Here is a 22949-nt window from a genome sequence, read left to right on the forward strand (position 1 = left end):
CCGGAGGCGACGCCCGCTCCCGAGGCCGAGCCCGCTCCGGAGGCGACGCCCGCTCCCGAGGCCGAGCCCGCCCCGGAGGCGACGCCCGCTCCCGAGGCCGAGCCCGCTCCGGAGGCGACGCCCGCTCCCGAGGCCGAGCCCGCTCCGGAGGCGACGCCCGCTCCCGAGGCCGAGCCCGCCCCGGACGCGGCACCCGCCCCCGAAGCGGATGGCGACACCCGACGTAACCCCACCGACCCCACCACCCCCGCCGGAGGCGATCCCGCGTGAACGACGCAATGGACGTCGCCATTCGGCTGCTCGTCGTCTTCGCCGTCTTCCTCGTGCTGCCCCTCGTCGTCGGGCAGACCGAGCACAAGGTCATGGCACACATGCAGGGGCGCCTCGGGCCCATGTACGCCGGTGGGTTCCACGGGTGGGCCCAGCTCGTCGCCGACGGGGTCAAGTTCGCGCAGAAGGAGGACGTCGTCCCGGCCAACGCCGACCGCCGCGTCTTCCAGCTCGCCCCCGCCGTCGCCCTCCTCCCGTACCTCCTCGTCCTCGTCGCCATCCCCATCGGCCCGAGCGAAGGCGCCGTCGGCCAGGTCGTCGACGCCGGCATCTTCTTCGTACTCGCCGTCATGGGCGTCGGCGTCCTCGGCAGCCTCATGGCCGGCTGGGCCTCCGCCAACAAGTTCTCCCTGCTCGGCGGCCTCCGCACCGCCGCCCAGCTGCTCGCCTACGAGCTCCCGATGCTGCTCACCGCCGCCTCCGTCGCGATGGCCGCCGGCACCGTCTCCCTCCCCGGCATCGTGAACGCCTTCGAGTGGTGGTGGCTGCCCTGGCAGATCGTCGGCGCCCTCGTCTTCTTCGTCGCCGGTCTCGCCGAGCTCCAGCGCCCGCCGTTCGACATGCCCGTCGCCGACTCCGAGATCATCTTCGGGGCGTACACCGAGTACACCGGCCTCCGCTTCGCGCTCTTGCTGCTCGCCGAGTACGCCGGCATCGTCGTCCTGTGCGGCCTCACCACCGTCCTCTTCCTCGGCGGCTGGCACGGCCCCTTCGGCGCCGACGGCCTCGGCTGGGTCTGGACCCTGCTCAAGACCGCGATCCTCGCCTTCGTCGTCATCTGGCTCCGGGTCAGCTACCCCCGGCTCCGCGAGGACCAGCTCCAGAAGCTCGCCTGGACCACCCTCGTACCGCTCGCCCTCGCGCAGATCGCGCTCACCGGCATCGTGAAGGTGGCGATCAACTAATGCCCACCGCGTCTCCCGACCACCACCCCTCATCGACGCCCTCCGGGCGGCCCCGCTCTTTCCCCGGCTCCGGCCTCGCCAAGGGCCTCGCCGTCACGCTCCGTACGATGACGAAGCGCTCGCACACCGCGCAGTACCCGGACAAGCAGCCCGAACTCCCGCCCCGCACCCGCGGTGTCATCGGGCTCTTCGAGGAGAACTGCACCGTCTGCATGCTCTGCGCCCGCGAGTGCCCCGACTGGTGCATCTACATCGACTCCCACAAGGAGACGGTCCCGGCCGCCGCCCCCGGCGGCCGCGAGCGCAGCCGTAACGTCCTCGACCGCTTCGCCATCGACTTCGCCCTCTGCATGTACTGCGGTATCTGCATCGAGGTCTGCCCGTTCGACGCGCTGTTCTGGTCGCCCGAGTTCGAGTACGCCGAGACCGACATCCACGAACTCACCCACGAGCGCGACAAGCTCCGCGAGTGGATGTGGACGGTCCCCGAACCGCCCGCGCTCGACCCGCGCGCGGAGGAGCCGAAGGAGTTCGGCGCGGCCCGCAAGGCCGTGGAGAAGGCCGCCGCCGCGGCGGCCGCCGCGGAAGCGCGGGAGGGGCAGGAGTGAACCTCGCCGCCACCACGCTCGCCGCCACCACCCCCGGCTTCCTCTCGCCCTCCGGCGTCGAGATCGCCTTCCTCCTCGTCGGCCTCGTGACCCTCGGCGCCGCCGTCGTCACCGTCACCACCCGCCAGCTCGTGCACGCCGCGCTCTGGCTGGTCGCCACGCTCGGCGGGCTCGCCGTCGAGTACCTCCTCCTCACCGCCGAGTTCATCGCCTGGGTCCAGGTACTGATCTACGTCGGCTCCGTCGTCGTCCTCCTGCTCTTCGGGCTCATGCTCACCAAGGCCCCCATCGGCCGCTCCCCGGACGCCGACTCGGGCAACCGCCCCGTCGCCCTCGCGGTCGCGCTCGCCGCGGCCGCCGCCCTCGTCTGGGTGGTCGTCGACGCCTTCCGTACGACCTGGATCGACCTCGACGGACCGGCCCAGGGCTCCACCGAGGTCACCGGCGAGATGCTCTTCCGGCACTGGGTGCTGCCCTTCGAGGCGCTCTCCGTCCTCCTCCTCGCCGCACTGGTCGGCGCGATCGTCCTGTCCCGCAAGAACGCCAAGGAGGCCCGGGACTGATGCATCTCGCCTACCCCGCCGTCCTCGCCGCCCTGCTCTTCTGCGTCGGCCTCTACGGCGTCCTCGCCCGCCGCAACGCGATCCTGGTCCTGATGTCCGTCGAGGTGATGCTCAACGCCGTCAACCTCAACCTGGTCGCCTTCGACGTCTGGCTCCGCGACGCCCTGCACGCGGGCCAGGCGCTCACGCTCTTCACCATCGCCATCGCCGCCGCGGAGATCGGCATCGGCCTCTCGATCGTCCTGATGGTCTACCGCAACCGCGGCAGCTCGGACGTCGACCGACTCCGCGACACCGCCGAGACCACGCCCGATCCCACGACCGGCCCCACCGCCGACACCGCGGAGCCGACCTCCGACGCCGACGAGAAGGCCGAGGCCGCCGCGTGACCACCACGACCCTCGCCCTGCTCGTCCCCCTCCTCCCCTTCCTCGGCTCCGCCGCCGGCCTGCTCCTCGGCCGGACCGCCCCCGGCTACGTCCGCCCCCTCGCGGTCCTGCCGACGCTCGCCGCCGCCGTCCTCGCCGCGATCGTCGCCGTCCGGCAGGGCGGCGGGAAGACGATCGAGGCCGCCACCCAGCTGACCCCCACCGGCTCGGTCCCCATCGACCTGGCCCTGAACATCGACGGCTTCGCCGCCCTCGTCGCCGTCCTCGTCGGCGTGGTCGCCACGTGCGTGCAGGTCTACTCGACCGGCTATCTGCGCGACGACCCGCGCTACCCCTCGTACGCCGCGCTCGTCTCCCTCTTCACCTCCGCGATGCTGCTCGTCGTCTACTCGGGCGACCTGATGGTGCTCCTGGTCGGCTGGGAGATCATGGGCATCTGCTCGTACTTCCTCGTCGGCCACTACTGGGAGACCCCCGAGGCGCGGGCCGCCTCCCTCAAGGCCTTCCTGGTCACCAAGCTCGGCGACGTCCCCTTCCTGTTCGGCCTCTTCGCGCTCGCCACGGACGCGGGCACGTTCCGGATCGACGGGATCCTCGAAACCGTCCGGCGCGACGGACTCGACCACCCCACCCTCATCGCACTGCTGCTCCTCGCCGGCGTGGCGGGCAAGTCCGCGCAGTTCCCGCTGCACAACTGGCTCCCCGACGCGATGGCCGGCCCCACCCCCGTCTCCGCGCTCATCCACGCGGCGACGATGGTCGCCGCCGGTATCTACTTCGTGGCCCGGCTGCTGCCCGTCTTCACCTCCTCCGCGGCCGCGCTGACGGTGCTCGCCGTGATGGCCGCGGTGACGATGGTCGGTTCGGCGCTCGCCGCGCTCGCCCAGGACGACATCAAGCGCGTCCTCGCCTACTCGACCATCGGCCAGCTCGGCTACATGGCCGGCGCCCTGGCCGTGGGCGACCGCGGTGCCGCCGTCTTCCACCTCATGGCCCACGGCGCCTTCAAGGCCCTCCTCTTCCTCGCCGCCGGCGTCGTCATCCACGCCGCCGGTACGAACTCGCTCTCGGCCATGTCCCGGATGAGCGGCCTGACGAAGCGGATCCCCGACGCGTACTGGACGATGACCGTCGCCCTCCTCGCGCTCGCCGCCCTGCCCCCGTTCGCCGGCTTCTTCTCCAAGGAAGCCGTCCTCGTGGCCGCCGAGCACACCGCCCTCGGGGACCGGACCGTCGCCCCCGCCGGGGCCGGCTGGACCGTCCTCGTCGCGGGCCTGCTCACCGCCCTCCTCACCGCCGCCTACGCGATGCGCCTCTGGCTGCTGGCCTTCCGGGGCCGGGGCGCCGAGGCCCCCGACCACGGTCGCCAGCCGCTCGCCATGACCACGGTCCTGTGGGTGCTCGCGATCCCCTCCCTCGGCTTCGGACTGACCGTCACGTACCTCGACGACTGGTTCGACGGGAACGACCTCACCCCGACCGTCACCACCGCCGTCCTCGGCACCGGCATCGCCGTGATCGGCGCGGCCGTCACCTACGCGGTCTGGCGCACCCTCGCCACGAAGGCCCCCGCCCGGGAGGCGGTCGCCGCGCACGTCGCCCACCCCGACGCCGACGCGGGCCAGGTCGAGGCCGAGGCGCTGCACCTGCCGCACCCCGCCGAGGACCCGACCGACCCCGGCCGCGCCCTGCTCGGCCCCCTGCACCGCCACGCGGCCGCCGGCTTCCACCTGGACGCCCTCTACGCCGCCGTGTTCGTCCGCCCCGTCCTGGCTGCCGCCTCGCTGGTCCGCTTCCTGGACCGCGAGGTCGTCGACACCTACGTACGCGGCGCGGGCACCGGCACCCAGTGGCTCGGCTGGCTCGTCCGCCGCGCCCAGACCGGCAACGTGCAGACCTATCTGAGCGCCCTGCTCGCCGGCTCCGTCGTCCTGGCGATCGCCGCCGTACTCGTCGCCGCCGGAGCGTGAGACGTGATCGATATCAGCGAATCCGTGATGCAGTTCCTTCTCGCGTTGATCGTCGCCGGCCCGCTCCTCGGTGCCGTCGCCGCTCTCCTCCCTGCCCCGCCCGGGCTGAAGGGGAAGTCCCCGGACCAGGCCGTGCTCCGCCACGGCGTGGTCGTCACCGGCGTGATCCTCGCCGCCGCGATCGTCCTCACGCTCGGCTTCGACCACGACCAGCCGTCGAGGATCCAGGCGAGCACGGACATCAAGTGGATCCCCGCACTCGACGTGCGGCTCCACCTCGGTGTCGACGGCATTTCCCTCCCCCTCCTGGTCATGACCGCGCTCCTGACCTTCCTCTGCGCGCTCTACAGCTACTTCAAGATGCCGAGCGGCCCTTCCCCCAGGGGCTTCGTCGCACTCCTCCTCGTCCTCGAGTCCGGCACCCTCGCCACCTTCGCCGTCCTCGACCTCGTCCTGTTCTTCCTGGCCTTCGAGATGGTCCTCATCCCGATGTACTTCCTGATCGCCCGCTGGGGCGGTGCAGGCAGGCAGGCCGCCGCCTGGAAGTTCATCCTCTTCACGCTGCTCGGTTCGGTCGTCATGCTGCTCGGCCTGCTCCTCATCGGGCTGAAGGCGGGCACGTTCGACATGGTGGCACTGGCCACTGACAACGGCCGTGGACTGTCCACATCCGTGCAGGTCATCGCCGTTCTCGCGATCGGGATCGGGCTCGCGGTGAAGACCCCGATGTGGCCGCTGCACAGCTGGCTCCCGGACGCCCACACCGCCGCCCCCACGGTCGGCTCCGTCCTCCTCGCCGGCGTCCTGCTGAAGATGGGTACGTACGGGTTCGTCCGGATCCTCCTGCCGATCACGCCCGACGGCATGCGGACCTTCGCCCCCTACCTCGCCGCCTTCGCCGCGGTCGGCATCGTCTACGGATCCCTCGCCTGCCTCGCCCTCACCCGCCCCGGCGTCAACGGCGACCTCAAGCGGCTGATCGCGTACTCCTCCGTCGGCCACATGGGCTTCGTGCTCCTCGGCATCGCGACCATGACCCCCACCGGCGTCAACGGCGCGCTCTTCGCCAACATCGCCCACGGCCTCATCACCGGCCTGCTGTTCTTCCTGGTCGGGGCGCTGAAGGACCGGTACGGCACCGCCGACCTCGACACCCTCGCCGGCGCCACCGGCGCGGCCCTCTACGGCCGGGCCCCGCGCCTGGGCGGCCTGCTCGCCTTCGCCGCCGTCGCCTCCCTCGGCCTGCCCGGCCTGGCCGGCTTCTGGGGCGAGATGCTCGCGCTCTTCGGCGCCTTCGAACCGGCCGAGGGCCTCAGCCGCCCCGCCTTCCTCACCTTCATGGTGATCGGCGGCATCGGCACCCTCCTCACCGCCGCGTACCTCCTCCTCGTCGTCCGCCGGGTCTGCATGGGCGGCCCCCGGCCGAGCGGCGAGACCACGATCGCCGACGTCCAGGGGTACGAGTTCGCCGCCTGGACCCCGCTCGTCGCCCTCACCGTCCTCGCCGGACTCTGGCCCGCGGTTCTCCTCGGCCTCACCGACCCGGCCGTGCAGAAGCTCCTCGCGGGAGGAAACTCGTGACCCCCACGACCCTCGTCCAGTCCGTCGACTGGCTCGCGATCGCGCCGCCCACCCTCACCGCCGTGGTCGCCCTGGCCATCCTCGTCGCGGACCTCTTCCTCCCCGCCCGCCACAAGCAGCTCCTCGGCTGGACCGCGATCGCCGGGCTCGTCGCCTCGATCGCCCTGCTCGTCCCGCTGCGCGCCGCGGACCGCTCGACCTTCTGCCTCACCACCGAACCGGCCGCGACCGCCGCCTGCAGCTACACCGTCGACCGGTTCACCCTGGTCATCCAGTTCCTGGTGTTCGGCGGCGCGCTGCTCGCCGCCCTGCTGTCGCTGCCCGACACGCGCGACAAGCTCCCCGCCGGCGAGTTCTGGTTCCTGCTGCTCTCCTCGGCCGCCGGCGCGGCACTGCTGCCCGCCTCCCGCGACCTCGCGACCCTCGTCGTCGCCCTCGAAGTGGCCTCACTGCCCGCCTTCGCGCTCGTCGGCATGCGCCGCGGCGACCGGCGGTCCAGCGAGGCGGCGCTGAAGTTCTTCCTCTCCTCGGTCACCGCGACCGCCGTGACCCTGCTCGGCGTGAGCTTCGTGTACGGGGCGACCGGCACCCTCCACCTCACGGAGCTCGCCCAGCGCCTCGACGACGTCCCCGGCCAGTTGCAGACCCTCGCCCAGGCGGGCGTGGCGCTCACGCTGGTCGGCTTCGCCTTCAAGACGGCCGCGGTCCCCTTCCACTTCTGGGTCCCCGACACCTACATCGGCGCCCCCCTGCCCGTCGCCGGCTACCTCTCGGTGGTCGGCAAGGCCGTCGGCTTCACCGGCCTCATCCTGGTGACGGTCGTCGCGTTCCCCTCGTACGCCGACGTCTGGGGCCCGGCGCTGGCCGTGCTCGCCGCGCTCACCATGACCGTCGGCAACGTGGCCGCCCTGCGGCAGGTCTCCACGCGCGCGTGGAGCGCGGTCCGGCTGCTCGCCTGGTCCTCCGTGGCCCAGGCCGGCTATCTCCTGGTGCCGATCGCCGCCGCCGCGTACTCCAGCGACGACCAGATCGGCGCCACCGTCGCGTACGCCCTGATGTACGCCGTCGTGAACCTCGGCGCGTTCGCGGTCGCCGCCCTGGTCGCCCGTACGCACCCGGAGAACCGGATCGCCGACTACCGCGGCCTGTACGCGGCCAGTCCGCTGCTCGCCCTCGTCATGGGCTTCTTCCTGCTGAATCTGGCGGGTCTGCCCCCCGGTATCATCGGCCTCTTCGCCAAGGTCACCGTCTTCTCGGCGGCGGTCGACGCCGGCCTCGGCTGGCTGGCCGTGATCATGGCCATCAACGTCGTGATCGGCCTCTACTACTACCTGCGGTGGACGGCCCTGCTGTTCCGCTCGCCGGAGGCGGAGGCGGAGGCCGAGTCGGCGGGGGAGCGGGCTCACGCGCGCGTGCCCGCCCCGATCACCCTGGCGATCGGGCTCGCGGCCGTCGTCGGCGTCGTGCTGTCGGGCTACCCGCAGTTCGCGCTCCGATTCGCCGCGAGCACCCTCTTCTGACCCCCCACAGAGAACAGCATCAAGGAGCTTCACCCGTGCTGAACGGTTTCAAGGACTTCATCCTCCGCGGCAACATCATCTCGATGGCCATCGGTCTGGCCGTCGGATCGGCGTTCACCGCCGTCGTCACCGGCTTCAGCAAGGCCTTCATCACCCCGCTGATCGGTCTGGCCACCGGCTCGGTCGGCGACTTCAGCGAGGCCAGCTTCAAGATCCGCGGTGCCGTCTTCCCGTACGGCCTGCTCATCGCCGCCACCATCGCCTTCGTGATCACCGCCGCGGTGCTCTACTTCTGCATCGTCGTCCCCATGGCGAAGATCCAGGCGAGGTTCGCCAAGGAAGAGGCCGACGCCAAGTCCGAGAAGCGCGACTGCCCCCGCTGCTTCACCGAGATCCCGGCCATCGCCACCCGGTGCGCCCACTGCACGAGCGAGGTCGAGCCCGTCGTCACCGCACTGGAGAAGGCGAGCCTCCTCCCCACCCCCCGCTGATCGCGGGTACGCATCACCCGTACGGCCCGCACCGCCCCCTGTGAGGGCCGGGGAACCCGCGCCTCCCGCCTGGCGTTGACCAGTACGGGAGGGTCCACTGGACGAGGTGGACCACCACCGAGCAAAGGGTTCCCCTGCCGCACCACTTGGAGGGCGTACCGTGCACCGCCGGCACAACGGGCTGAGGACCGCCGTACTCCTCGGAGGGCTCTCGGCCCTCATCATCCTCATCGGCAGCTTCTTCGGACGTACCGGGCTGATCGTCGCGCTCTTCGTGGCGCTGGGCACCAACGCGTACGCCTACTGGAACAGCGACAAGCTGGCCCTGCGGGCCATGCGGGCGCGCCCGGTGAGCGAGTTCGAGGCCCCCGCGCTCTACCGGATGGTGCGCGACCTCTCCACCCAGGCCCGCCAGCCGATGCCGCGGCTCTACATCTCGCCCACCCAGGCGCCGAACGCCTTCGCGACCGGCCGGAACCCGCGGAACGCGGCGGTGTGCTGCACCGAGGGCATCCTCGCGATCCTGGACGAGCGCGAGCTGCGCGGAGTGATCGGCCATGAGCTGAGCCATGTCTACAACCGGGACATCCTGATCTCCTCGGTCGCCGGAGCGCTCGCCTCCGTGATCATGTTCCTGGTCAACTTCGCCTGGCTGATCCCGGTCGGCCGCTCCAGCGACGACGACGGCCCCGGCCTGCTCGGTATGCTCCTGATCATGATTCTCGGTCCGGTCGCCGCCTCGGTCATCCAGCTCGCGATCAGTCGCTCCCGGGAGTACGAGGCGGACGCCTCGGGCGCCCAGCTCACCGGCGACCCGCTGGCCCTGGCCAGCGCCCTGCGCAAGCTGGACGCGGGCACGAAGCAGCTGCCGCTGCCGCCCGAGCCGAAGATCGAGACCGCGAGCCACATGATGATTGCGAACCCCTTCGGAGCGGGCAGAGGCGTTTCGAAGATGTTCTCGACGCACCCGCCGATGGCGGAACGCATCGCCCGACTCGAGCAGATGGCAGGTCACCGCCCGTGAAGACAATCCTCAACGTCATCTGGCTGATCCTGTGCGGCTTCTGGATGTTCCTCGGCTACATGCTGGCCGGCGTCCTGCTGTGCATCACGATCATCGGCATCCCCTTCGGCCTCGCCGCCTTCCGGATCGGCGTCTACGCCCTCTGGCCCTTCGGCTACACGGTCGTCGACCGCCGCGACGCGGGCGCCCCGTCCTGCGTGGGCAACGTCCTGTGGCTGATCCTCGCGGGCTGGTGGCTCGCGCTCGGCCACATCACCACCGGCATCGTCCTGTGCATCACGATCATCGGCATCCCGCTGGGCATCGCCAACTTCAAACTGATCCCGGTCTCCCTGCTCCCCCTGGGCAAGGAGATCGTCCGCACGGACCAGGCCGCCTACCCGTACACGGCCCACTGACCGCACTGACCGCACAGACCCCACCGACCGCACGCGTCCTCACGGACGCGGCTGGTGTTCGCGTCGTCCTCGGTTGACCGCGTAGGCGACCGCGCCCGCCGCGAGGACGCCGAGGCCGGCCAGGACGGCGCCGGGCGGGAGCGAGAAGGCCAGCGCCCCGCAGCCGGCCAGGCCCAGGGCGGCGAGGGGGCGGTGGCGGCGGCCCAGGGTCCAGGCGGAGGCGTTGGCGATGGCGTAGTAGACCAGCACGCCGAAGGACGAGAAGCCGATCGCGTCCCGTACGTCCGCCGTGGCCGCCACCACGGCCACCACCGAGCCCACCGCCAACTCCGCCCGGTGCGGCACCTGGAAGCGGGGGTGGACGGCCGCGAGCGCCGACGGCAGGTGCCCGTCCCGGGCCATCGCGAGGGTCGTACGGGACACCCCGAGGATCAGCGAGAGCAGCGAGCCCAGCGCGGCGACCGCCGCACCGGTCATGACGACGGGAACCAGCCACCCCGCGCCGGCCGCCCGGGCCGCGTCGACCAGCGGGGCGGGGGAGGCGGCGAGGGCCTGCGGCCCGAGGACGGCCAGGACGCACACCGCCACCGCCGCGTAGACGGCCAGCGCGATGCCGAGGGCGATCGGCACGGCCCGCGGGATCGTCCGGGCCGGGTCGCGTACCTCCTCGCCGAGCGTGGCGATCCGCGCGTACCCCGCGAACGCGAAGAAGAGCAGCCCCGCCGCCTGGAGCACCCCGCCCGCCGTCACCTCCGAGTCGAGCGCCAGCCGCCCGAAGTCGGCCTCCCCCGAGGCGAACGCCGTCACGACCAGGGCCGCCAGGACGGCGAGCACCAGCGCCACGACCACCCGCGTCAGCAGCGCGGACTTCCGTACGCCGCCGTAGTTCACGGCCGTCAGCGCCACCACGGCCGCGACCGCCACCGCGTGCGCCTGCTCCGGCCACACGTACGCTCCGACCGTGAGCGCCATCGCCGCGCACGAGGCCGTCTTGCCGACGACGAACGCCCAGCCCGCGAGGTAGCCGAGGAGCGGCCCGAGGCGTTCGCGACCGTACACGTACGTGCCGCCGGACGCCGGGTAGCGGGCCGCAAGGCGGGCGGAGGCCATCGCGTTGCAGTACGCGACGAGCGCCGCGACCCCGAGCGCCGGCAGCAGCCCCGCTCCCGCCGCCCCGGCCGCCGGGCCGAGCGCGACGAAGATCCCGGCGCCCACCATCGAGCCGAGCCCGATGACGACGGCGTCGAAGACGCCGAGGGAGCGGCGCAGTTCGTGTGTCATGCACGGCACACTACGGGTGCCCGCAACCGTGCCAGGCGCCCCCGCGTCCTTCCTGGCATGAACGTCATCAGCTGGATCGTCCTGGGCCTGCTCGCGGGCGTCATCGCCAAGGTCCTGCTCCCGGGCCGCGACCCGGGCGGCCTCATCGGCACGACCCTCATCGGCATAGCCGGCGCCTTCACCGGCGGCTGGATCTCGTCCACGTTCCTGGACCGCCCGATCGCCACGGGCTTCTACGACACCGCCACCTGGATCTCGGCCATCGGCGGCGCGCTGGTGCTGCTGATCGCGTACCGGATCCTCTTCGGCCACTCGCGCTCGCGCTGAAGCCTCAGAGTCCGGTCTCGCGCAGGGTGATGTTGAGCCGTCCGGTGAGCCCGAGCGCGGGATCGGCCGTACCGGCAAGGACTTTGGGCACACCGTGGTACGCGAACCGCGAAGGCCCGCCGAAGACGAACAGATCCCCGGACACCAACTCCACGTCGGTGTACGGCTTCCCCCGGGTTTCGGTGTTCCCGAACCGGAACACGCAACGGTCCCCGAGGCTCAACGACACCACCGGGGCCCCGGATCGCTCTTCCTTGTCCTGGTGCAGCCCCATGGCGGCGCCGGAGCCGTAGAAGTTGACGAGGGCGGTGTCGGGGCTGAAGCCGAGGTCCTCCCCATAAGCCTCACGCACCCCCTCCCGCCCCAGAGTGCGCAGCGACTCGGGCAGTGGGAGATCGACGGTGTCGAGATACCGGTACGGAACCCAGCGCCGCCCCAGACAGAGCGACCGCACCGACATCACCCCGCCGCCCGGCAGCACGGTGTGCCGGTACGGGACGGGCCCGCGCCCCCACTCCCGGCAGGCGGCCACCAACTCCCGCTGCCGGTCGAGGGAGAGCCACCCCGGCACGTGCACGGCACCGGGGCCGACGACGGCCCGCTCACGCGGGAAGAGCGTGTCCATCACACGGCCAGGGCGCCTTCGAGCCCGAGCAGCCGCTCCTTGCGCTCCAGACCGGCGGCGTACCCGCGCAGACTCCCGTCCGCACCGATCACCCGGTGGCAAGGGCGCACGACGAGCAGCGGGTTGCGCCCGATCGCGGTGCCGACGGCGCGGACGGCGGCCCCGGAGGACCCCACGATCCGGGCGATGTCCCCGTACGAGACGGTGGCCCCGTACGGGATCTCCTCCAGGGCGCGCCAGACCCGGCGCTGGAACTCCGTACCGCCGTCGGCGAACGGGATGTCGAACCGCTCGCGCCGCCCGGCGAAGTACTCGGCCAGCTGCCCGGCGATCTCCCCGAAGGCCTCGGGCGCGTGCCGCCAGCCGTCCTCGACGGCGGCACCACCCTTCTGCCCGGGCAGGGACAGCGAGACGAGCTCGACCGGGCCCGCCTCACCGGCGGTCTCCCCGACGAGCAGCATCTGTCCCAGGGGCCCGTCGACGTACGCGTACACCGTCATGGCTGTTCCTCTCCTCGCGCTCACTACCCGTCCAGTGTGCGAGGCCCGCCGGCGCGGAAGCTGGCGGTTTTCGGACACGCAGTTCGCTCGCGGCGGCGAGGTGACTAGCGGTAGTTCACGAACTGGATCGCGAAGTCGAAGTCCTTGCCCTTGAGCAGCGCCTGCACGGCCTGCAGGTCGTCCCGGCTCTTCGAGCTGACCCGCAGCTCGTCGCCCTGGACCTGCGCCTTGACGCCCTTGGGGCCCTCGTCGCGGATGACCTTGGAGACCTTCTTGGCGTTCTCCTGGGAGATGCCCTCCTCGATCGTCGCGAAGAGCTTGTACTCCTTGCCGGACAGCTGCGGCTCACCCTCGACGTCCAGCGACTTCAGCGAGATCCCGCGCTTGATCAGCTTGGACTGGAAGATGTCGAGGATCGCCATGACGCGCTCCTCGCCGTTCGCCTGCATCAGGATCTTCTCGCCCGACCAGGCGATCGAGGCGTTGGTTCCCTTGAAGTCGTAGCGCTGAGAGATCTCCTTCACGGCCTGGTTGAGGGCGTTGTCGACCTCCTGCCGCTCGACCTTGGAGACGATGTCGAAACTGGAGTCGGCCATGACGTGAGGCTCCTTGCGTCGAATGCGTTGCGGTTGCGTTGGCGTACGAGGCAAGCCTAGTCATCCGATCACCCCCGAACCGCTGATCAATCCGGTGGCGAACCACCCCCGGGGATCGGGTATCGTTTACGTCGTTGCCCCGGAGCGCAGCCGAAAAGCGGCTCCGAGCAGCGCTATCCCATGGCGGTGTGCCCGAGTGGCCAATGGGAACGGACTGTAAATCCGTCGGCTTAGCCTACCCAGGTTCGAATCCTGGCGCCGCCACGCGATACAGAAGGTCCCCGGTGCTTGCACCGGGGACCTTCTTCGTTGTGGGGGTCTCGCGGACTACTCGCCTGCCACTGCCTTCACCGCGACCGCCACCGGGCTTGAGCCGGCGATGAGTTCCAGGGTCAGGCCCGCCGTGGCCGGGGTTTCCAGGAGTTCGGCCAGGACCGCTGCCACGTCGTCGCGGGAGATCGGGCCGCGGCCCGTCGTGGCCTCCAGACGGACCAGGCCCTTGCCCGCGTCGTTCGTCAGCATGCCTGGGCGCAGGATCGTCCAGTCCAGGGCCTCACGCGCGCGTACGTCGTCGTCCGCCGCGCCCTTGGCCCGCAGGTAGGCGTCGAAGACCTCGTCGCCCTTGTGGGTCGCGTCGGCGCCCATCGAGGAGACGACGACGTACCGGCGTACGCCCGCCCGTTCCGCCCCGTCCGCGAAGAGGACCGCCGCCCCGCGGTCCACCGTGTCCTTGCGGCCGGCCCCGCTGCCCGCGCCGGCGCCCGCCGCGAAGACCGCCGCGTCCGCGCCCTGCAGGACCGCCGCGACCATCTCCGGCGTGGCCGACTCCAGGTCCAGGACGACCGGCTCCGCGCCCGCCGCCCGCAGGTCGTCGGCCTGATCCGGGTTTCTGATGAGGCCCACCGGCTCGTGCCCCACCGCCGAGAGCAGCCGCTCCAGACGCAGGGCGATCTGACCGTGTCCTCCAGCGATGACAATGCGCATACTCACGACCGTACGACGGGACCGGCCGGAGGGCTTCCCGGCTCGGGACGTTCCGGCCGCGCCTGGCGCGGCAGATCCAGCGCCGCCGCCGAGTCGCAGTACTCGCGCACCGCGCTCGTCCGGGCCACCACCCGCCCCCGGTGCACCACGATCCGGCTGTACGCGAGGGACAGCACGCCCGACAGGCGCTCGCCGCGCACCGCCAGGAGCTCGGCGGGGAACCCCGCCTCGACCCGTACCTCCGCCAGACCCATCGCCGTACGCGCCGCCGCGCTCACCGCCCCGTACGCGTCCTCCACCGGCAGCCCGCCCAGCGAGGCCAGCAGGTACGCGGCCTCCAGCGGATCCCCGCGCCCCACCGGGTTGGAGACGTCCCGCAGCGCCCCGCCGCCGGCCGCGAGCCGCACCCCCGCCGAACGCAGCAGCCGCACCGGCGCCGCCCCGCGCCGCTCCGTCGCCTCGCAGCCGCCCTGCGGCAGGCACACCACCGTCACGCCGGCCGCCGCCAGCTGGTCCGCGGCCCGCCGCGCCACGTCCGAGGGCAGCCGGGCGAGCCCCGCGCACGGGCCGATCGTCACGCCGGGCCGCAGCCCGCCCGCCATCGCCGCGAACCGGGCGAGCCGCGCCGGCTCGTCCGCGTCCGTGTGCAGGTCCACCGGGCAGCCCTGCTCGGCCGCCACCTCCAGGACCGCCTCCACATACCCCGCCGGGTCCGGGTCGAGGTCCGGGCAGCCGCCCACCACGCTCGCGCCCATCTTCACCGCGTCCCGGAGCATCGCGAGCCCGTCCGCGCCCGCCGTGCCGGTCAGCAGCCGGGGCACCGCGACCGTGGTCAGGTCCACGAGCCCGCGCAGCGAACGCCGGGCCTGCAGGACGGCCTCCAGCGGGCCGAGCCCGTGCACGTCACCGATCCGCACGTGCGCGCGCTGCGCGGTCGCGCCGTGGCCGAGCTGGAGCAGCGCCGCCTCGGTGGCCCGCCGCTGCACCTCCTCGGGGGCGTACGAGACGGGGCCCGGGGAGTCGGCGCTGAGCGCGGTGTCGGCGTGCGCGTGCGGCTCGGCGGGGGCGGGGAGCAGCAGGTAGCCGGCCAGGTCGACGCGGGCACCGACGGCGGTGAGGCTGCCCGCCGTGCCGACGGCCTCGATCCGGCCGCCGACCAGCCGTACGTCGACCGTCCGGCCGTCCGTGAGCCGGGCGTTGGAGAGCAGGAGCGAGGCGGAGTCGGCGGTGGCAGCGGACCGGTCGTCGGGCGGCTGGGGCTGCTTGCTGTCGGCTGACATCGGCCTCCTCAAGGCTCCTCGAGCTCACGATCACGTTCAGCTCAAGATCAAGATCACGCAGCGTGGGGCCGAGCCTAGGGGCGACCCGGTCGCCCTTCGAGGAGGTGGGCAATAGTCGTACTGATGAGGCCACGTGTGGCGTACGGGACGGGCGTGGCGGGCACGCGCGCGTGCCCGCACGAAGAGCGCGCGCGTGCCCGTCGGCTGGGCCGGGAAACGGATTTGGGCGATCGGCGGAGGACCGTGTAATGTCTTCATCGCTCGCCCCAATAGCTCAGTCGGTAGAGCGTCTCCATGGTAAGGAGAAGGTCTACGGTTCGATTCCGTATTGGGGCTCTGGTGAAGAGGAACCCGCCTCCGGGCGGGAACCCGATCATCAAAGCGGTGTAGCTCAGTCGGTAGAGCAAGCGGCTCATAATCGCTGTGTCACCGGTTCAAGTCCGGTCACCGCTACACACGGTAGCCGATTGTGGGGTCGGTCCTTCGATCGGCTACTCTTTTATGCGTTCATCCGTCCCATCCGTCCAAGGAGCACTCACGTGGCTGCCACCGACGTCCGCCCGAAGATCACGCTGGCCTGCGTGGAGTGCAAGGAGCGGAACTACATCACCAAGAAGAACCGGCGTAACAACCCGGACCGTCTTGAGATGAAGAAGCACTGCCCTCGCTGCAACTCGCACACGGCGCACCGCGAGACGCGCTAATCAGGCTCGTTCACGAGGCCGTCCCCGCCAGGGGGCGGCCTCGTGTCGTTTGTCGGCAACAAATCCAGGAGGTATCGAGTCCATGGCGCTCGACCAGTCCTTCGTGGGCCGGACCTATCCGCCCACCGCGGCCTACGAGGTCGGCCGGGAGAAGATCCGCGAGTTCGCCGAGGCGATCGGCGACGCGAATCCCGCCTACGTCGACCAGGAAGCGGCGAAGGCCCTCGGCCACCCCGATGTGATCGCCCCGCCGACCTTCGTGTTCGCGATCACGTTCAAGGCGGCCGGTCAGGTCGTCGAGGACCCGCAGCTCGGCCTGGACTACAGCCGTGTCGTGCACGGCGACCAGAAGTTCGTCTACACCCGGCCGGTGCGGGCGGGGGACCGGCTCTCGGTCACCACGACCATCGAGGCGATCAAGTCCCTCGCGGGCAACGACATCCTCGACATCCGCGGTGAGGTGCAGGACGAGACCGGCGAGCACGTCGTGACCGCCTGGACCAAGCTCGTGTCCCGCGCGCCCGAGGAGGCCTGAGCCATGACCGCGAAGATCGCTTACGACGAGGTCGAGGTCGGCACGGAACTGCCGACGCGGTCCTTCCCCGTGACGCGCGCCACGCTGGTGCGGTACGCCGGGGCCTCCGGGGACTTCAACCCGATCCACTGGAACGAGAAGTTCGCCCGCGAGGTCGGTCTGCCGGACGTCATCGCGCACGGCATGTTCACCATGGCCGAGGCGATCCGCGTCGTCACGGACTGGGCCGGTGACCCGGCGGCCGTCGTCGAGTACGGCGTGCGCTTCACCAAGCCCGTGGTCGTACCGAACGACGACGAGGGCGCCCTGATCGAGGTCAGCGCCAAGGTCGCGGCGAAGCTGGACGACAACCGGGTCCGGGTGGACCTGACGGCCGTCTCGGCGGGCCAGAAGGTCCTGGGGATGTCACGGGCCGTGGTCACGCTCGCGTAGCGCGAACAGTGGGGGAGGGCGGTCGTCGCGTCGAGCGGTGGCCGCCCTTTCCTTGGGCTTGCGTAGTTAGTGATTGAGTACTAACTTTGAACTCATGGTCAGGATGAGTGCGGAGGAGCGACGCGAGAGCGTGATCCGTGCCGCGATGAGCGAGTTCAGTCGCGGCGGGTACTACGGCACGTCCACCGAGGCGATCGCCAAGCGCGTCGGCGTCTCGCAGCCGTATCTCTTCCGGCTCTTCCCCGGCAAGAAGGCGATCTTCCTGGCCGCCTCCGAACGCTGCATCGGCGACACCGTCCGGCTCTTCGCGGAGGCCGCCGAGGGGCTGTCGGGCGAGGAGGCCCTGCATGCCATGGCCAACGCGTACACCCGGATCATCGCCGAGGACCCCGACCGGCTCCTGATGCAGATGCAGGTGTACGTGACGGTCGCCGCCGCGGAGGCGGCCGGCGACCACGAGTTCGGCGAAGCCGTGCGAGCCGGCTGGATGAGGCTCTGGGAGACCGTCCGGATCGCGCTCGGCGCGGACGTCGAGGAGACCACGACCTTCCTGGCGTACGGGATGCTCGTCAACACCCTTGTCGCCATGGGCTTTCCGCCGGAGCACAAGGTGTGGGAGGGGTTCTACCCGTCCGCCCGGCGGCTCGGCCGTCTGGAGAAGTAGGGCCACCGTCGCCCTGCAGAAGTAGCGCCACCGTTGTCCCGCGTACCGGCTTTTGCATGATCGTGAAAGTTAGTCATCAATAACTAACAACCGGAATCCGAGACCTGCTCCGAGACCTGCTCCGAGACCTGAGAGGCACACGATGAACCAGCCCGTCGCCCGCCGCGGTTCCGCCGCCTGGGCCCTCGTCATCACCAGCGTCGCCGGCTTCATGGCGGCCCTCGACAACCTCGTCGTCACCACCGCCCTGCCCTCGATCCGCGAGGACCTCGGGGGAGCGCTCGACGATCTCGAATGGACCGTGAGCGCGTACACGCTCACCTTCGCCGTGCTGCTGATGTTCGGCGCGGCTCTCGGCGACCGGTTCGGCCGCCGCCGGCTCTTCGTCGTCGGCATCGCGGTCTTCACCCTCGCCTCCGCCGGTGCCGCCCTCGCCCCCGGGATCGACGCGCTGATCGCCGCGCGCGCCGTGCAGGGCGTCGGTGCGGCGATCATGATGCCGCTCACGCTCACGCTGCTCACGGCGGCGGTCCCGGCGGCCAAGCGGGGCATGGCGTTCGGCATCTGGGGCGCGGTCAACGGACTGGCCGTCGCCTCCGGGCCGCTCATCGGCGGCAGCCTCACCGAGCACATCTCCTGGCAGTGGATCTTCTGGCTGAACGTTCCGCTCGGCCTCGCCCTGCTCCCGCTCGCCCGGCTGCGCCTCGCCGAGTCGTACGGCACCGGTGCCCGCCTCGACATCATCGGCACGCTCCTCGCGAGCGGCGGCCTCTTCGGCATCGTGTACGGGCTGATCCGGGGCCCGATCGACGGCTGGACCTCCGCGACCGTGCTCACCGGCCTCGTCGCCGGCGGCGCGCTCCTGGTCGCCTTCGTCCGCCACGGCATACGCGGCAAGGCGCCGATGCTGCCGATGCGGCTCTTCCGGAACCGCGCGTTCGCCGGCATCAACGCGGCGAGCCTGCTGATGTTCCTCGGCATGTTCGGCTCGATCTTCCTGCTCAGCCAGTACATGCAGGGCGTCCTCGGGTACTCGCCGACCGAGGCGGGCCTGCGGATGCTGCCGTGGACCGGCATGCCGATGCTCGTCGCGCCGCTCGCGGGCGCGCTGTCCGACCGGATCGGCGGCCGCCCGGTCGTCGCGGCCGGTCTGGCCCTCCAGGCGCTGGGCCTCGCCTGGTTCGCGCTCGTCGTCACCGCCGACGCGTCGTACGCCGTCCAGCTCCCCGCCCTGATCATCAGCGGCATCGGCATGGCGCTGTACTTCGCCCCGGCGGCCAACCTGGTCATGTCCAGCGTCCGCCCGTCCGAACAGGGCATCGCCTCCGGCGCGAACAACGCCCTCCGCGAGGTCGGCGGCGCGCTCGGTGTCGCCGTGATGGCCTCGATCTTCGCGGCCCAGGGCGGCTACGGGTCGGCGCAGCAGTTCGTCGACGGCCTGGAACCCGCGCTCTGGGTCGGCGCGGGCGCGGTCGCCCTCGGTGCCGTGTCGATCCTCTTCGCCCCGACCCGCCGCCGCCAGGCGCGGGACGCGGAGGCGGCGGAGGCGGCAGAAGCCGGGAAGCGTGACCTGATCACCGCGTGACGCCCGCGCGAGCCGCCCCTTCCGCCCGAGCCGGAAGGGGCGGCTCCGCGCGTGGCCGCCCGCCCGGGGATCGCGGATCACCCGCGCCGGGCTCCGCGCGTGCGCCGCGACGGGTCGGGCCCCACAGGCGGCTGCCCCCCGGGCGGCCCCCTGGGGGCGGGGCTCCGCCCCGCCGGGCCCGCCCGCTCGCGACGGGGCGCTCGCCACGGGGCGCTCGTCGACACCCCGCGCCGCCCGCCGTCGCGGCCCGGGTCCCCTCGCGCGCGAGGGGCGGAGCCGGCGGCCCGTACCCTTGGGCGCGTGCAGGAACTTCACGACGCTCCCCTCGCCCCCCTGACCACCTTCCGGCTCGGCGGGCCCGCCGCTCGGCTCGTCACGGCCACGACCGATGACGAGGTGATCGGCGCCGTTCGCGAGGCTGATGCCTCCGGGACTCCGCTGCTGGTCATCGGCGGTGGGTCCAACCTGGTCATCGGTGACAAGGGGTTCGACGGGACCGCTCTGCGGATCGCCACCGCCGGGTTCGTGCTCGACGGTACGAAGCTGGAGCTGGCCGCCGGGGAGGTCTGGACGGATGCCGTCGCGCGGACCGTCGAGGCCGGGCTCGCCGGGATCGAGTGCCTCGCCGGGATCCCCGGATCGGCGGGCGCGACCCCCATCCAGAACGTCGGCGCGTACGGCCAGGAGGTCTCCGCCACCATCACCGAGGTCGTCGCCTACGACCGCCGGGCCGACGAGACGGTCACCCTCACCAACGCCGAGTGCGCCTTCTCGTACCGCCACAGCCGCTTCAAGGCCGACCCGGACCGCTACATCGTGCTGCGCGTCCGCTTCGAACTGGAGGACGCCGAGGGGCTCTCCGCGCCGATCAAGTACGCCGAGACCGCCCGCGCCCTCGGCGTCGAGGCCGGCGACCGGGTCCCGCTCGCACAGGCCCGGGAGACCGTCCTGAAGCTGCGCGCCGGGAAGGGCATGGTCCTGGACCCGGCCGATCACGACACCTGGTCCGCCGGCTCCTTCTTCACCAACCCGATCCTGTCGGCGGGGGAGTACGAGACCTTCCTCACGCGCGTCGCCGAGCGGCTCGGCGACGACGTGACCCCGCCCGCCTTCCCGGCGGGTCAGGACGGGCAGGTCAAGACCTCCGCCGCCTGGCTCATCGACAAGGCAGGCTTCACCAAGGGATACGGCTCCGGCCCCGCCCGGATCTCCACCAAGCACACCCTCGCGCTGACCAACCGGGGCGAGGCCAGCACCGAGGACCTCCTCGCGCTCGCCCGCGAGGTCGTCGCCGGCGTGCGCGACGCCTTCGGGATCACCCTCGTCAACGAGCCCGTGACCGTCGGCGTCAGTATCTGAGCGTGGAGATCGATCTGAGGGTGGAGATCTGAGCTTGGAACCCTTCCAGGGCCCCACGTTGTCGAGTGGGTGACAGGCTCCCCGGACGAGGAGCCGCACACTCGTCGAGGGGGGAGCCGTGGAGGGGACCGGTCCACCGGACTTCGCCGACTTCGCGGAGTCGTCGTACGCCTCGCTCCTGCGCACCGCCCGCCTCCTGACCGGAGACCCGCACGCCGCCGAGGACCTCGTCCAGGCGGCCCTGGTCAAGGTCTATCTGCGCTGGGGCGGCGCGGACCGCTGGGACTCACCGCAGGCGTACGCCCGCAAGGTCGTCGTCAACCTCTACGCCACCTGGCGCCGCCGCCGCTGGCACACCGAGGTCGTACGCCCCGGCGACGACCGCGCGCCCGCGCCCGACACCCACGACATGGCCGGCGGCGCCGACGCCCGCCTCGAACTGGCCCGCGCCCTCGCCGCCCTGCCCCGCGCACAGCGCGCGGTGGTGGTCCTCCGCTTCTACGAGGACATGTCCGTGGAACAGACGGCCGGGCTGCTCGGCTGCTCACCCGGAACCGTCAAGAGCCGGACCAACCGGGCCCTGGAACGGCTGCGCACCACGGGCGCGCTCGCCGGATACGCCGGACCCGCGCGAAGGGGTGCCTGATGGACTTCTCCGAGGAATCCGTACGCCGAGGGCTGCGCGATCTCGCCGACGGGGACGCGGGACCGGCACCCGTCGGCAAGGTCGTGGCACGTGGGCGGCGGATCCGGCACGTTCGGCGCTCGCTCGCGGCGGGCGCGGCGACGCTCGTGGTCACGGCCGGGGCCGTCGTCCTGGGCGTGCGCTGGACGGATCCGGCCCCGTCGCCACTGGCTCCGCCGCCCCCGGGCCCGACCGCGCCCTCGTACCCGTACGACGGGAAGTACCCGCCCCAGCCGCCGTCCGGGGACCACGACCCGCTGGACACCGGGCCCCGCGCCCCCGTGGAGAACACCCGCTACCGCTACGACCTCTCCGCCGTCTGCGACCTCCGGTACGCCGTCTTCGGCGGGCGCCTCTGGGAGCGGGCCGACGGCGGGTCGTCGGTCGCCGTGCGGTGGGCGGGCGACCGGCTGCGCGGCTACATGAGCTGGACCGACGGCCGCAGTTCCCGCTCCGAACCGGACACCGCCGTCTTCGAGACCGACCCCCCCGCCGCCCTGCCCGCGCTCCGCTTCCGCCCGCTCGCCGGGCCCGCGCCGGAGTGCCTCGGTCAGGAGCCGGCGCGGCGGCACGGGGACGCCCCGGCCGGCACGCTCGGCCCTGAGCGGCCCGAACCCGGGGTCCGGTACCCGTACGACATGACCAAGGAGTGCGAGATGCGCTACGCGGTCTTCGCGGGCCGCCTGTGGCGGGCCGAGAGCGATGGCTCGCCCCAGACGATCATCGACTGGGTGAACGACCTTCCGCTGCCGGCCTTCATGACCCTGACCTCGGAGCGGACGGCGGTCCTGGAGTGGCCGGCCGGGGTCTTTGAGACCCCGAGGACGAGCACGTACCGCCCGGTGGAGACCCGGGGCGACGACTGCGCGTAGCCGACTCTCCGCAGGCGGCCGGCTCAGTACGCCACGCCCACGCCCTGCTTGACCGTCGCCGGGTCGTCGAGCACCGTCAGCATGGCGTGGGCGACGTCCGCGCGGGCGAGGGTGCGGCCCCGGGGCGGGGTGCCGCCGACGACCGTGCGGTAGCGGCCGGTGACGGGCTTGTCCGTGAGCTTGGGCGGGCGTACGGACGTCCAGTCCGTGGCGCTCGCCGCCAGGTCGGCCTCCATCACGCGCAGGTCGTCGTAGGTGTCCTTGAAGACGGAGTTGATGACCGTGAGCACGGCCTTGTCGAGGACGGACTGGTCGTCCGGGACGGGGCCGAGCGGGGCGGCGCTGACCACGACGAGCCGCCGGACGCCCTCCGCGTCCATCGCGCCGAGGACCGAGCGCGTCAGCTTCGCGGCGATGCCGGCGTCCGCGCGGCTGCGGGCGCCGAGGGCGGAGAGCACCGCGTCCTGGCCGGTGACCGCGCCACGCAGTGTGCCGGGGTCCGTGAAGTCCGCGCGGTAGACCTCCAGGCGCTCGCCCGTGAGGGCGAACCGCGCCGGGTCCCGTACGACGGCCGTCACCTGGTGGCCGCCGTCCAGCGCCTGCCGGACGATCTCCTGGCCGACTCCACCGGTCGCTCCGAAGACGGTGAGCTTCATGGCAGGCCTCCCTGAGATGGGGGTGGGTAAGTGTTCACTCACCACTAGAGTGGGTGAGTACTCACTCACCCGTCAAGTGTGGCTG

At 72.0% G+C, this 22949-nt stretch carries 26 protein-coding genes, 3 tRNA genes and 1 pseudogene; 23 read left to right on the forward strand and 7 right to left on the reverse strand.

Annotation, left to right across the window (positions count from 1 at the left end; translation table 11 throughout):
* The 11 genes and pseudogenes from Q5762_RS09215 to Q5762_RS09265 all read left to right on the forward strand — a co-directional run.
* Positions 1-270, forward strand: a pseudogene (locus Q5762_RS09215) (NADH-quinone oxidoreductase subunit C); the annotation flags it as partial.
* Positions 267-1235, forward strand: a complete 969-nt coding sequence (locus Q5762_RS09220) for a complex I subunit 1 family protein (RefSeq protein ID WP_315891524.1) — start codon at positions 267-269, stop codon at positions 1233-1235. The pseudogene Q5762_RS09215 and the gene Q5762_RS09220, both read left to right, overlap by 4 nt.
* A gap of 107 nt (positions 1236-1342) precedes the next feature.
* Positions 1343-1843, forward strand: a complete 501-nt coding sequence (locus Q5762_RS09225) for a 4Fe-4S binding protein (RefSeq protein ID WP_315891793.1) — start codon at positions 1343-1345, stop codon at positions 1841-1843.
* Positions 1840-2406, forward strand: coding sequence for an NADH-quinone oxidoreductase subunit J (locus Q5762_RS09230; protein WP_315891525.1), 567 nt, complete (start codon positions 1840-1842; stop codon positions 2404-2406). Before Q5762_RS09225 ends, Q5762_RS09230 begins: the two co-directional genes overlap by 4 nt.
* Positions 2406-2795 (forward strand): NADH-quinone oxidoreductase subunit NuoK, encoded by a 390-nt coding sequence (gene nuoK, locus Q5762_RS09235; RefSeq protein WP_315891526.1) that lies wholly within the window; start codon positions 2406-2408, stop codon positions 2793-2795. The genes Q5762_RS09230 and nuoK overlap by 1 nt, the downstream gene beginning before the upstream one ends.
* The gene (locus tag Q5762_RS09240) at positions 2792-4765 is read left to right on the forward strand and encodes an NADH-quinone oxidoreductase subunit L (protein WP_315891527.1); all 1974 of its coding nucleotides are present in this window, start codon (positions 2792-2794) and stop codon (positions 4763-4765) included. The genes nuoK and Q5762_RS09240 overlap by 4 nt, the downstream gene beginning before the upstream one ends.
* 27 nt (positions 4766-4792) lie before the next feature.
* Positions 4793-6346, forward strand: coding sequence for an NADH-quinone oxidoreductase subunit M (locus Q5762_RS09245; protein ID WP_315891794.1), 1554 nt, complete (start codon positions 4793-4795; stop codon positions 6344-6346).
* A complete protein-coding gene (locus Q5762_RS09250; protein WP_315891528.1) occupies positions 6343-7866 on the forward strand; it encodes an NADH-quinone oxidoreductase subunit N in 1524 nt (507 codons plus the stop codon). The genes Q5762_RS09245 and Q5762_RS09250 overlap by 4 nt, the downstream gene beginning before the upstream one ends.
* 35 nt (positions 7867-7901) lie before the next feature.
* Positions 7902-8357, forward strand: coding sequence for a large conductance mechanosensitive channel protein MscL (gene mscL / locus Q5762_RS09255; protein WP_315891529.1), 456 nt, complete (start codon positions 7902-7904; stop codon positions 8355-8357).
* 160 nt (positions 8358-8517) lie between these two features.
* Positions 8518-9381, forward strand: coding sequence for a zinc metalloprotease HtpX (gene htpX, locus Q5762_RS09260; protein WP_315891530.1), 864 nt, complete (start codon positions 8518-8520; stop codon positions 9379-9381).
* Positions 9378-9779, forward strand: a complete 402-nt coding sequence (locus Q5762_RS09265) for a YccF domain-containing protein (RefSeq protein WP_315891531.1) — start codon at positions 9378-9380, stop codon at positions 9777-9779. The genes htpX and Q5762_RS09265 overlap by 4 nt, the downstream gene beginning before the upstream one ends.
* Positions 9780-9818: 39 nt before the next feature.
* Here Q5762_RS09265 and Q5762_RS09270 read toward each other — a convergent pair whose 3' ends face one another.
* Positions 9819-11060: an APC family permease gene (locus Q5762_RS09270; RefSeq protein WP_315891532.1), complete on the reverse strand. Its 1242-nt coding sequence runs from the start codon at positions 11058-11060 to the stop codon at positions 9819-9821.
* Between the two features lie 57 nt (positions 11061-11117).
* Between Q5762_RS09270 and Q5762_RS09275 the strand changes: the two genes are divergently transcribed.
* On the forward strand, positions 11118-11387 hold the full coding sequence (locus Q5762_RS09275) for a GlsB/YeaQ/YmgE family stress response membrane protein (RefSeq protein WP_315891533.1): 270 nt from the start codon (positions 11118-11120) through the stop codon (positions 11385-11387).
* A 4-nt stretch (positions 11388-11391) separates the two neighbouring features.
* On the opposite strand, the gene Q5762_RS09280 is transcribed toward Q5762_RS09275, so the two are convergent.
* The 3 genes from Q5762_RS09280 to Q5762_RS09290 form a co-directional block, all read right to left on the reverse strand.
* Positions 11392-12012, reverse strand: coding sequence for an alpha-ketoglutarate-dependent dioxygenase AlkB (locus tag Q5762_RS09280; protein ID WP_315891795.1), 621 nt, complete (start codon positions 12010-12012; stop codon positions 11392-11394).
* The gene (locus Q5762_RS09285) at positions 12012-12512 is read right to left on the reverse strand and encodes a methylated-DNA--[protein]-cysteine S-methyltransferase (protein WP_315891534.1); all 501 of its coding nucleotides are present in this window, start codon (positions 12510-12512) and stop codon (positions 12012-12014) included. The genes Q5762_RS09280 and Q5762_RS09285 overlap by 1 nt, the downstream gene beginning before the upstream one ends.
* A 104-nt stretch (positions 12513-12616) precedes the next feature.
* A complete protein-coding gene (locus Q5762_RS09290) occupies positions 12617-13108 on the reverse strand; it encodes a YajQ family cyclic di-GMP-binding protein (protein WP_315891535.1) in 492 nt (163 codons plus the stop codon).
* Positions 13109-13290: 182 nt separating this feature from the next.
* On the opposite strand from Q5762_RS09290, the gene Q5762_RS09295 reads away from it, so the two are divergent.
* A tRNA-Tyr gene (locus Q5762_RS09295) sits at positions 13291-13372 on the forward strand.
* Between the two features lie 63 nt (positions 13373-13435).
* Here Q5762_RS09295 and Q5762_RS09300 read toward each other — a convergent pair.
* The gene (locus Q5762_RS09300; protein WP_315891536.1) at positions 13436-14092 is read right to left on the reverse strand and encodes an SDR family oxidoreductase; all 657 of its coding nucleotides are present in this window, start codon (positions 14090-14092) and stop codon (positions 13436-13438) included.
* A gap of 2 nt (positions 14093-14094) precedes the next feature.
* On the reverse strand, positions 14095-15372 hold the full coding sequence (locus Q5762_RS09305) for an amidohydrolase family protein (protein WP_315891537.1): 1278 nt from the start codon (positions 15370-15372) through the stop codon (positions 14095-14097).
* Between the two features lie 263 nt (positions 15373-15635).
* Here Q5762_RS09305 and Q5762_RS09310 point away from each other — a divergent pair.
* From Q5762_RS09310 to Q5762_RS09355, 10 genes are all read left to right on the forward strand, one after another.
* Positions 15636-15708: transfer RNA gene (locus Q5762_RS09310), tRNA-Thr, on the forward strand.
* A gap of 44 nt (positions 15709-15752) precedes the next feature.
* Positions 15753-15825 (forward strand) — tRNA-Met (locus Q5762_RS09315).
* Positions 15826-15911: 86 nt separating this feature from the next.
* The gene (rpmG, locus tag Q5762_RS09320) at positions 15912-16076 is read left to right on the forward strand and encodes a 50S ribosomal protein L33 (RefSeq protein WP_003956487.1); all 165 of its coding nucleotides are present in this window, start codon (positions 15912-15914) and stop codon (positions 16074-16076) included.
* A gap of 82 nt (positions 16077-16158) precedes the next feature.
* Complete coding sequence (locus tag Q5762_RS09325) at positions 16159-16611, forward strand: MaoC family dehydratase N-terminal domain-containing protein (RefSeq protein WP_315891538.1); 453 nt, start codon at positions 16159-16161, stop codon at positions 16609-16611.
* 3 nt (positions 16612-16614) lie between these two features.
* On the forward strand, positions 16615-17043 hold the full coding sequence (locus tag Q5762_RS09330) for a MaoC family dehydratase (protein ID WP_315891539.1): 429 nt from the start codon (positions 16615-16617) through the stop codon (positions 17041-17043).
* Between the two features lie 94 nt (positions 17044-17137).
* Positions 17138-17707 carry a helix-turn-helix domain-containing protein gene (locus tag Q5762_RS09335; RefSeq protein WP_315891540.1) on the forward strand — a complete coding sequence of 190 codons (570 nt, stop codon included), beginning with the start codon at positions 17138-17140 and terminating at the stop codon, positions 17705-17707.
* A 142-nt stretch (positions 17708-17849) separates the two neighbouring features.
* A complete protein-coding gene (locus Q5762_RS09340) occupies positions 17850-19292 on the forward strand; it encodes an MFS transporter (RefSeq protein ID WP_315891541.1) in 1443 nt (480 codons plus the stop codon).
* 300 nt (positions 19293-19592) lie between these two features.
* Positions 19593-20651: a UDP-N-acetylmuramate dehydrogenase gene (locus Q5762_RS09345; RefSeq protein ID WP_315891542.1), complete on the forward strand. Its 1059-nt coding sequence runs from the start codon at positions 19593-19595 to the stop codon at positions 20649-20651.
* A gap of 118 nt (positions 20652-20769) precedes the next feature.
* On the forward strand, positions 20770-21297 hold the full coding sequence (locus Q5762_RS09350; RefSeq protein WP_315891543.1) for a SigE family RNA polymerase sigma factor: 528 nt from the start codon (positions 20770-20772) through the stop codon (positions 21295-21297).
* Entirely contained in the window at positions 21297-22208 is a 912-nt protein-coding gene (locus Q5762_RS09355) for a hypothetical protein (protein ID WP_315891544.1), read from the forward strand. Before Q5762_RS09350 ends, Q5762_RS09355 begins: the two co-directional genes overlap by 1 nt.
* Before the next feature lie 23 nt (positions 22209-22231).
* Here the strand turns inward: Q5762_RS09355 and Q5762_RS09360 are convergent, their stop codons facing one another.
* The gene (locus Q5762_RS09360) at positions 22232-22864 is read right to left on the reverse strand and encodes an NAD(P)H-binding protein (RefSeq protein WP_315891545.1); all 633 of its coding nucleotides are present in this window, start codon (positions 22862-22864) and stop codon (positions 22232-22234) included.
* Positions 22865-22949: the final 85 nt, after the last annotated feature.

The sequence above is a fragment of the Streptomyces sp. P9(2023) genome (genome assembly GCF_032436795.1).
Classification (GTDB): Bacteria; Actinomycetota; Actinomycetes; order Streptomycetales; family Streptomycetaceae; genus Streptomyces.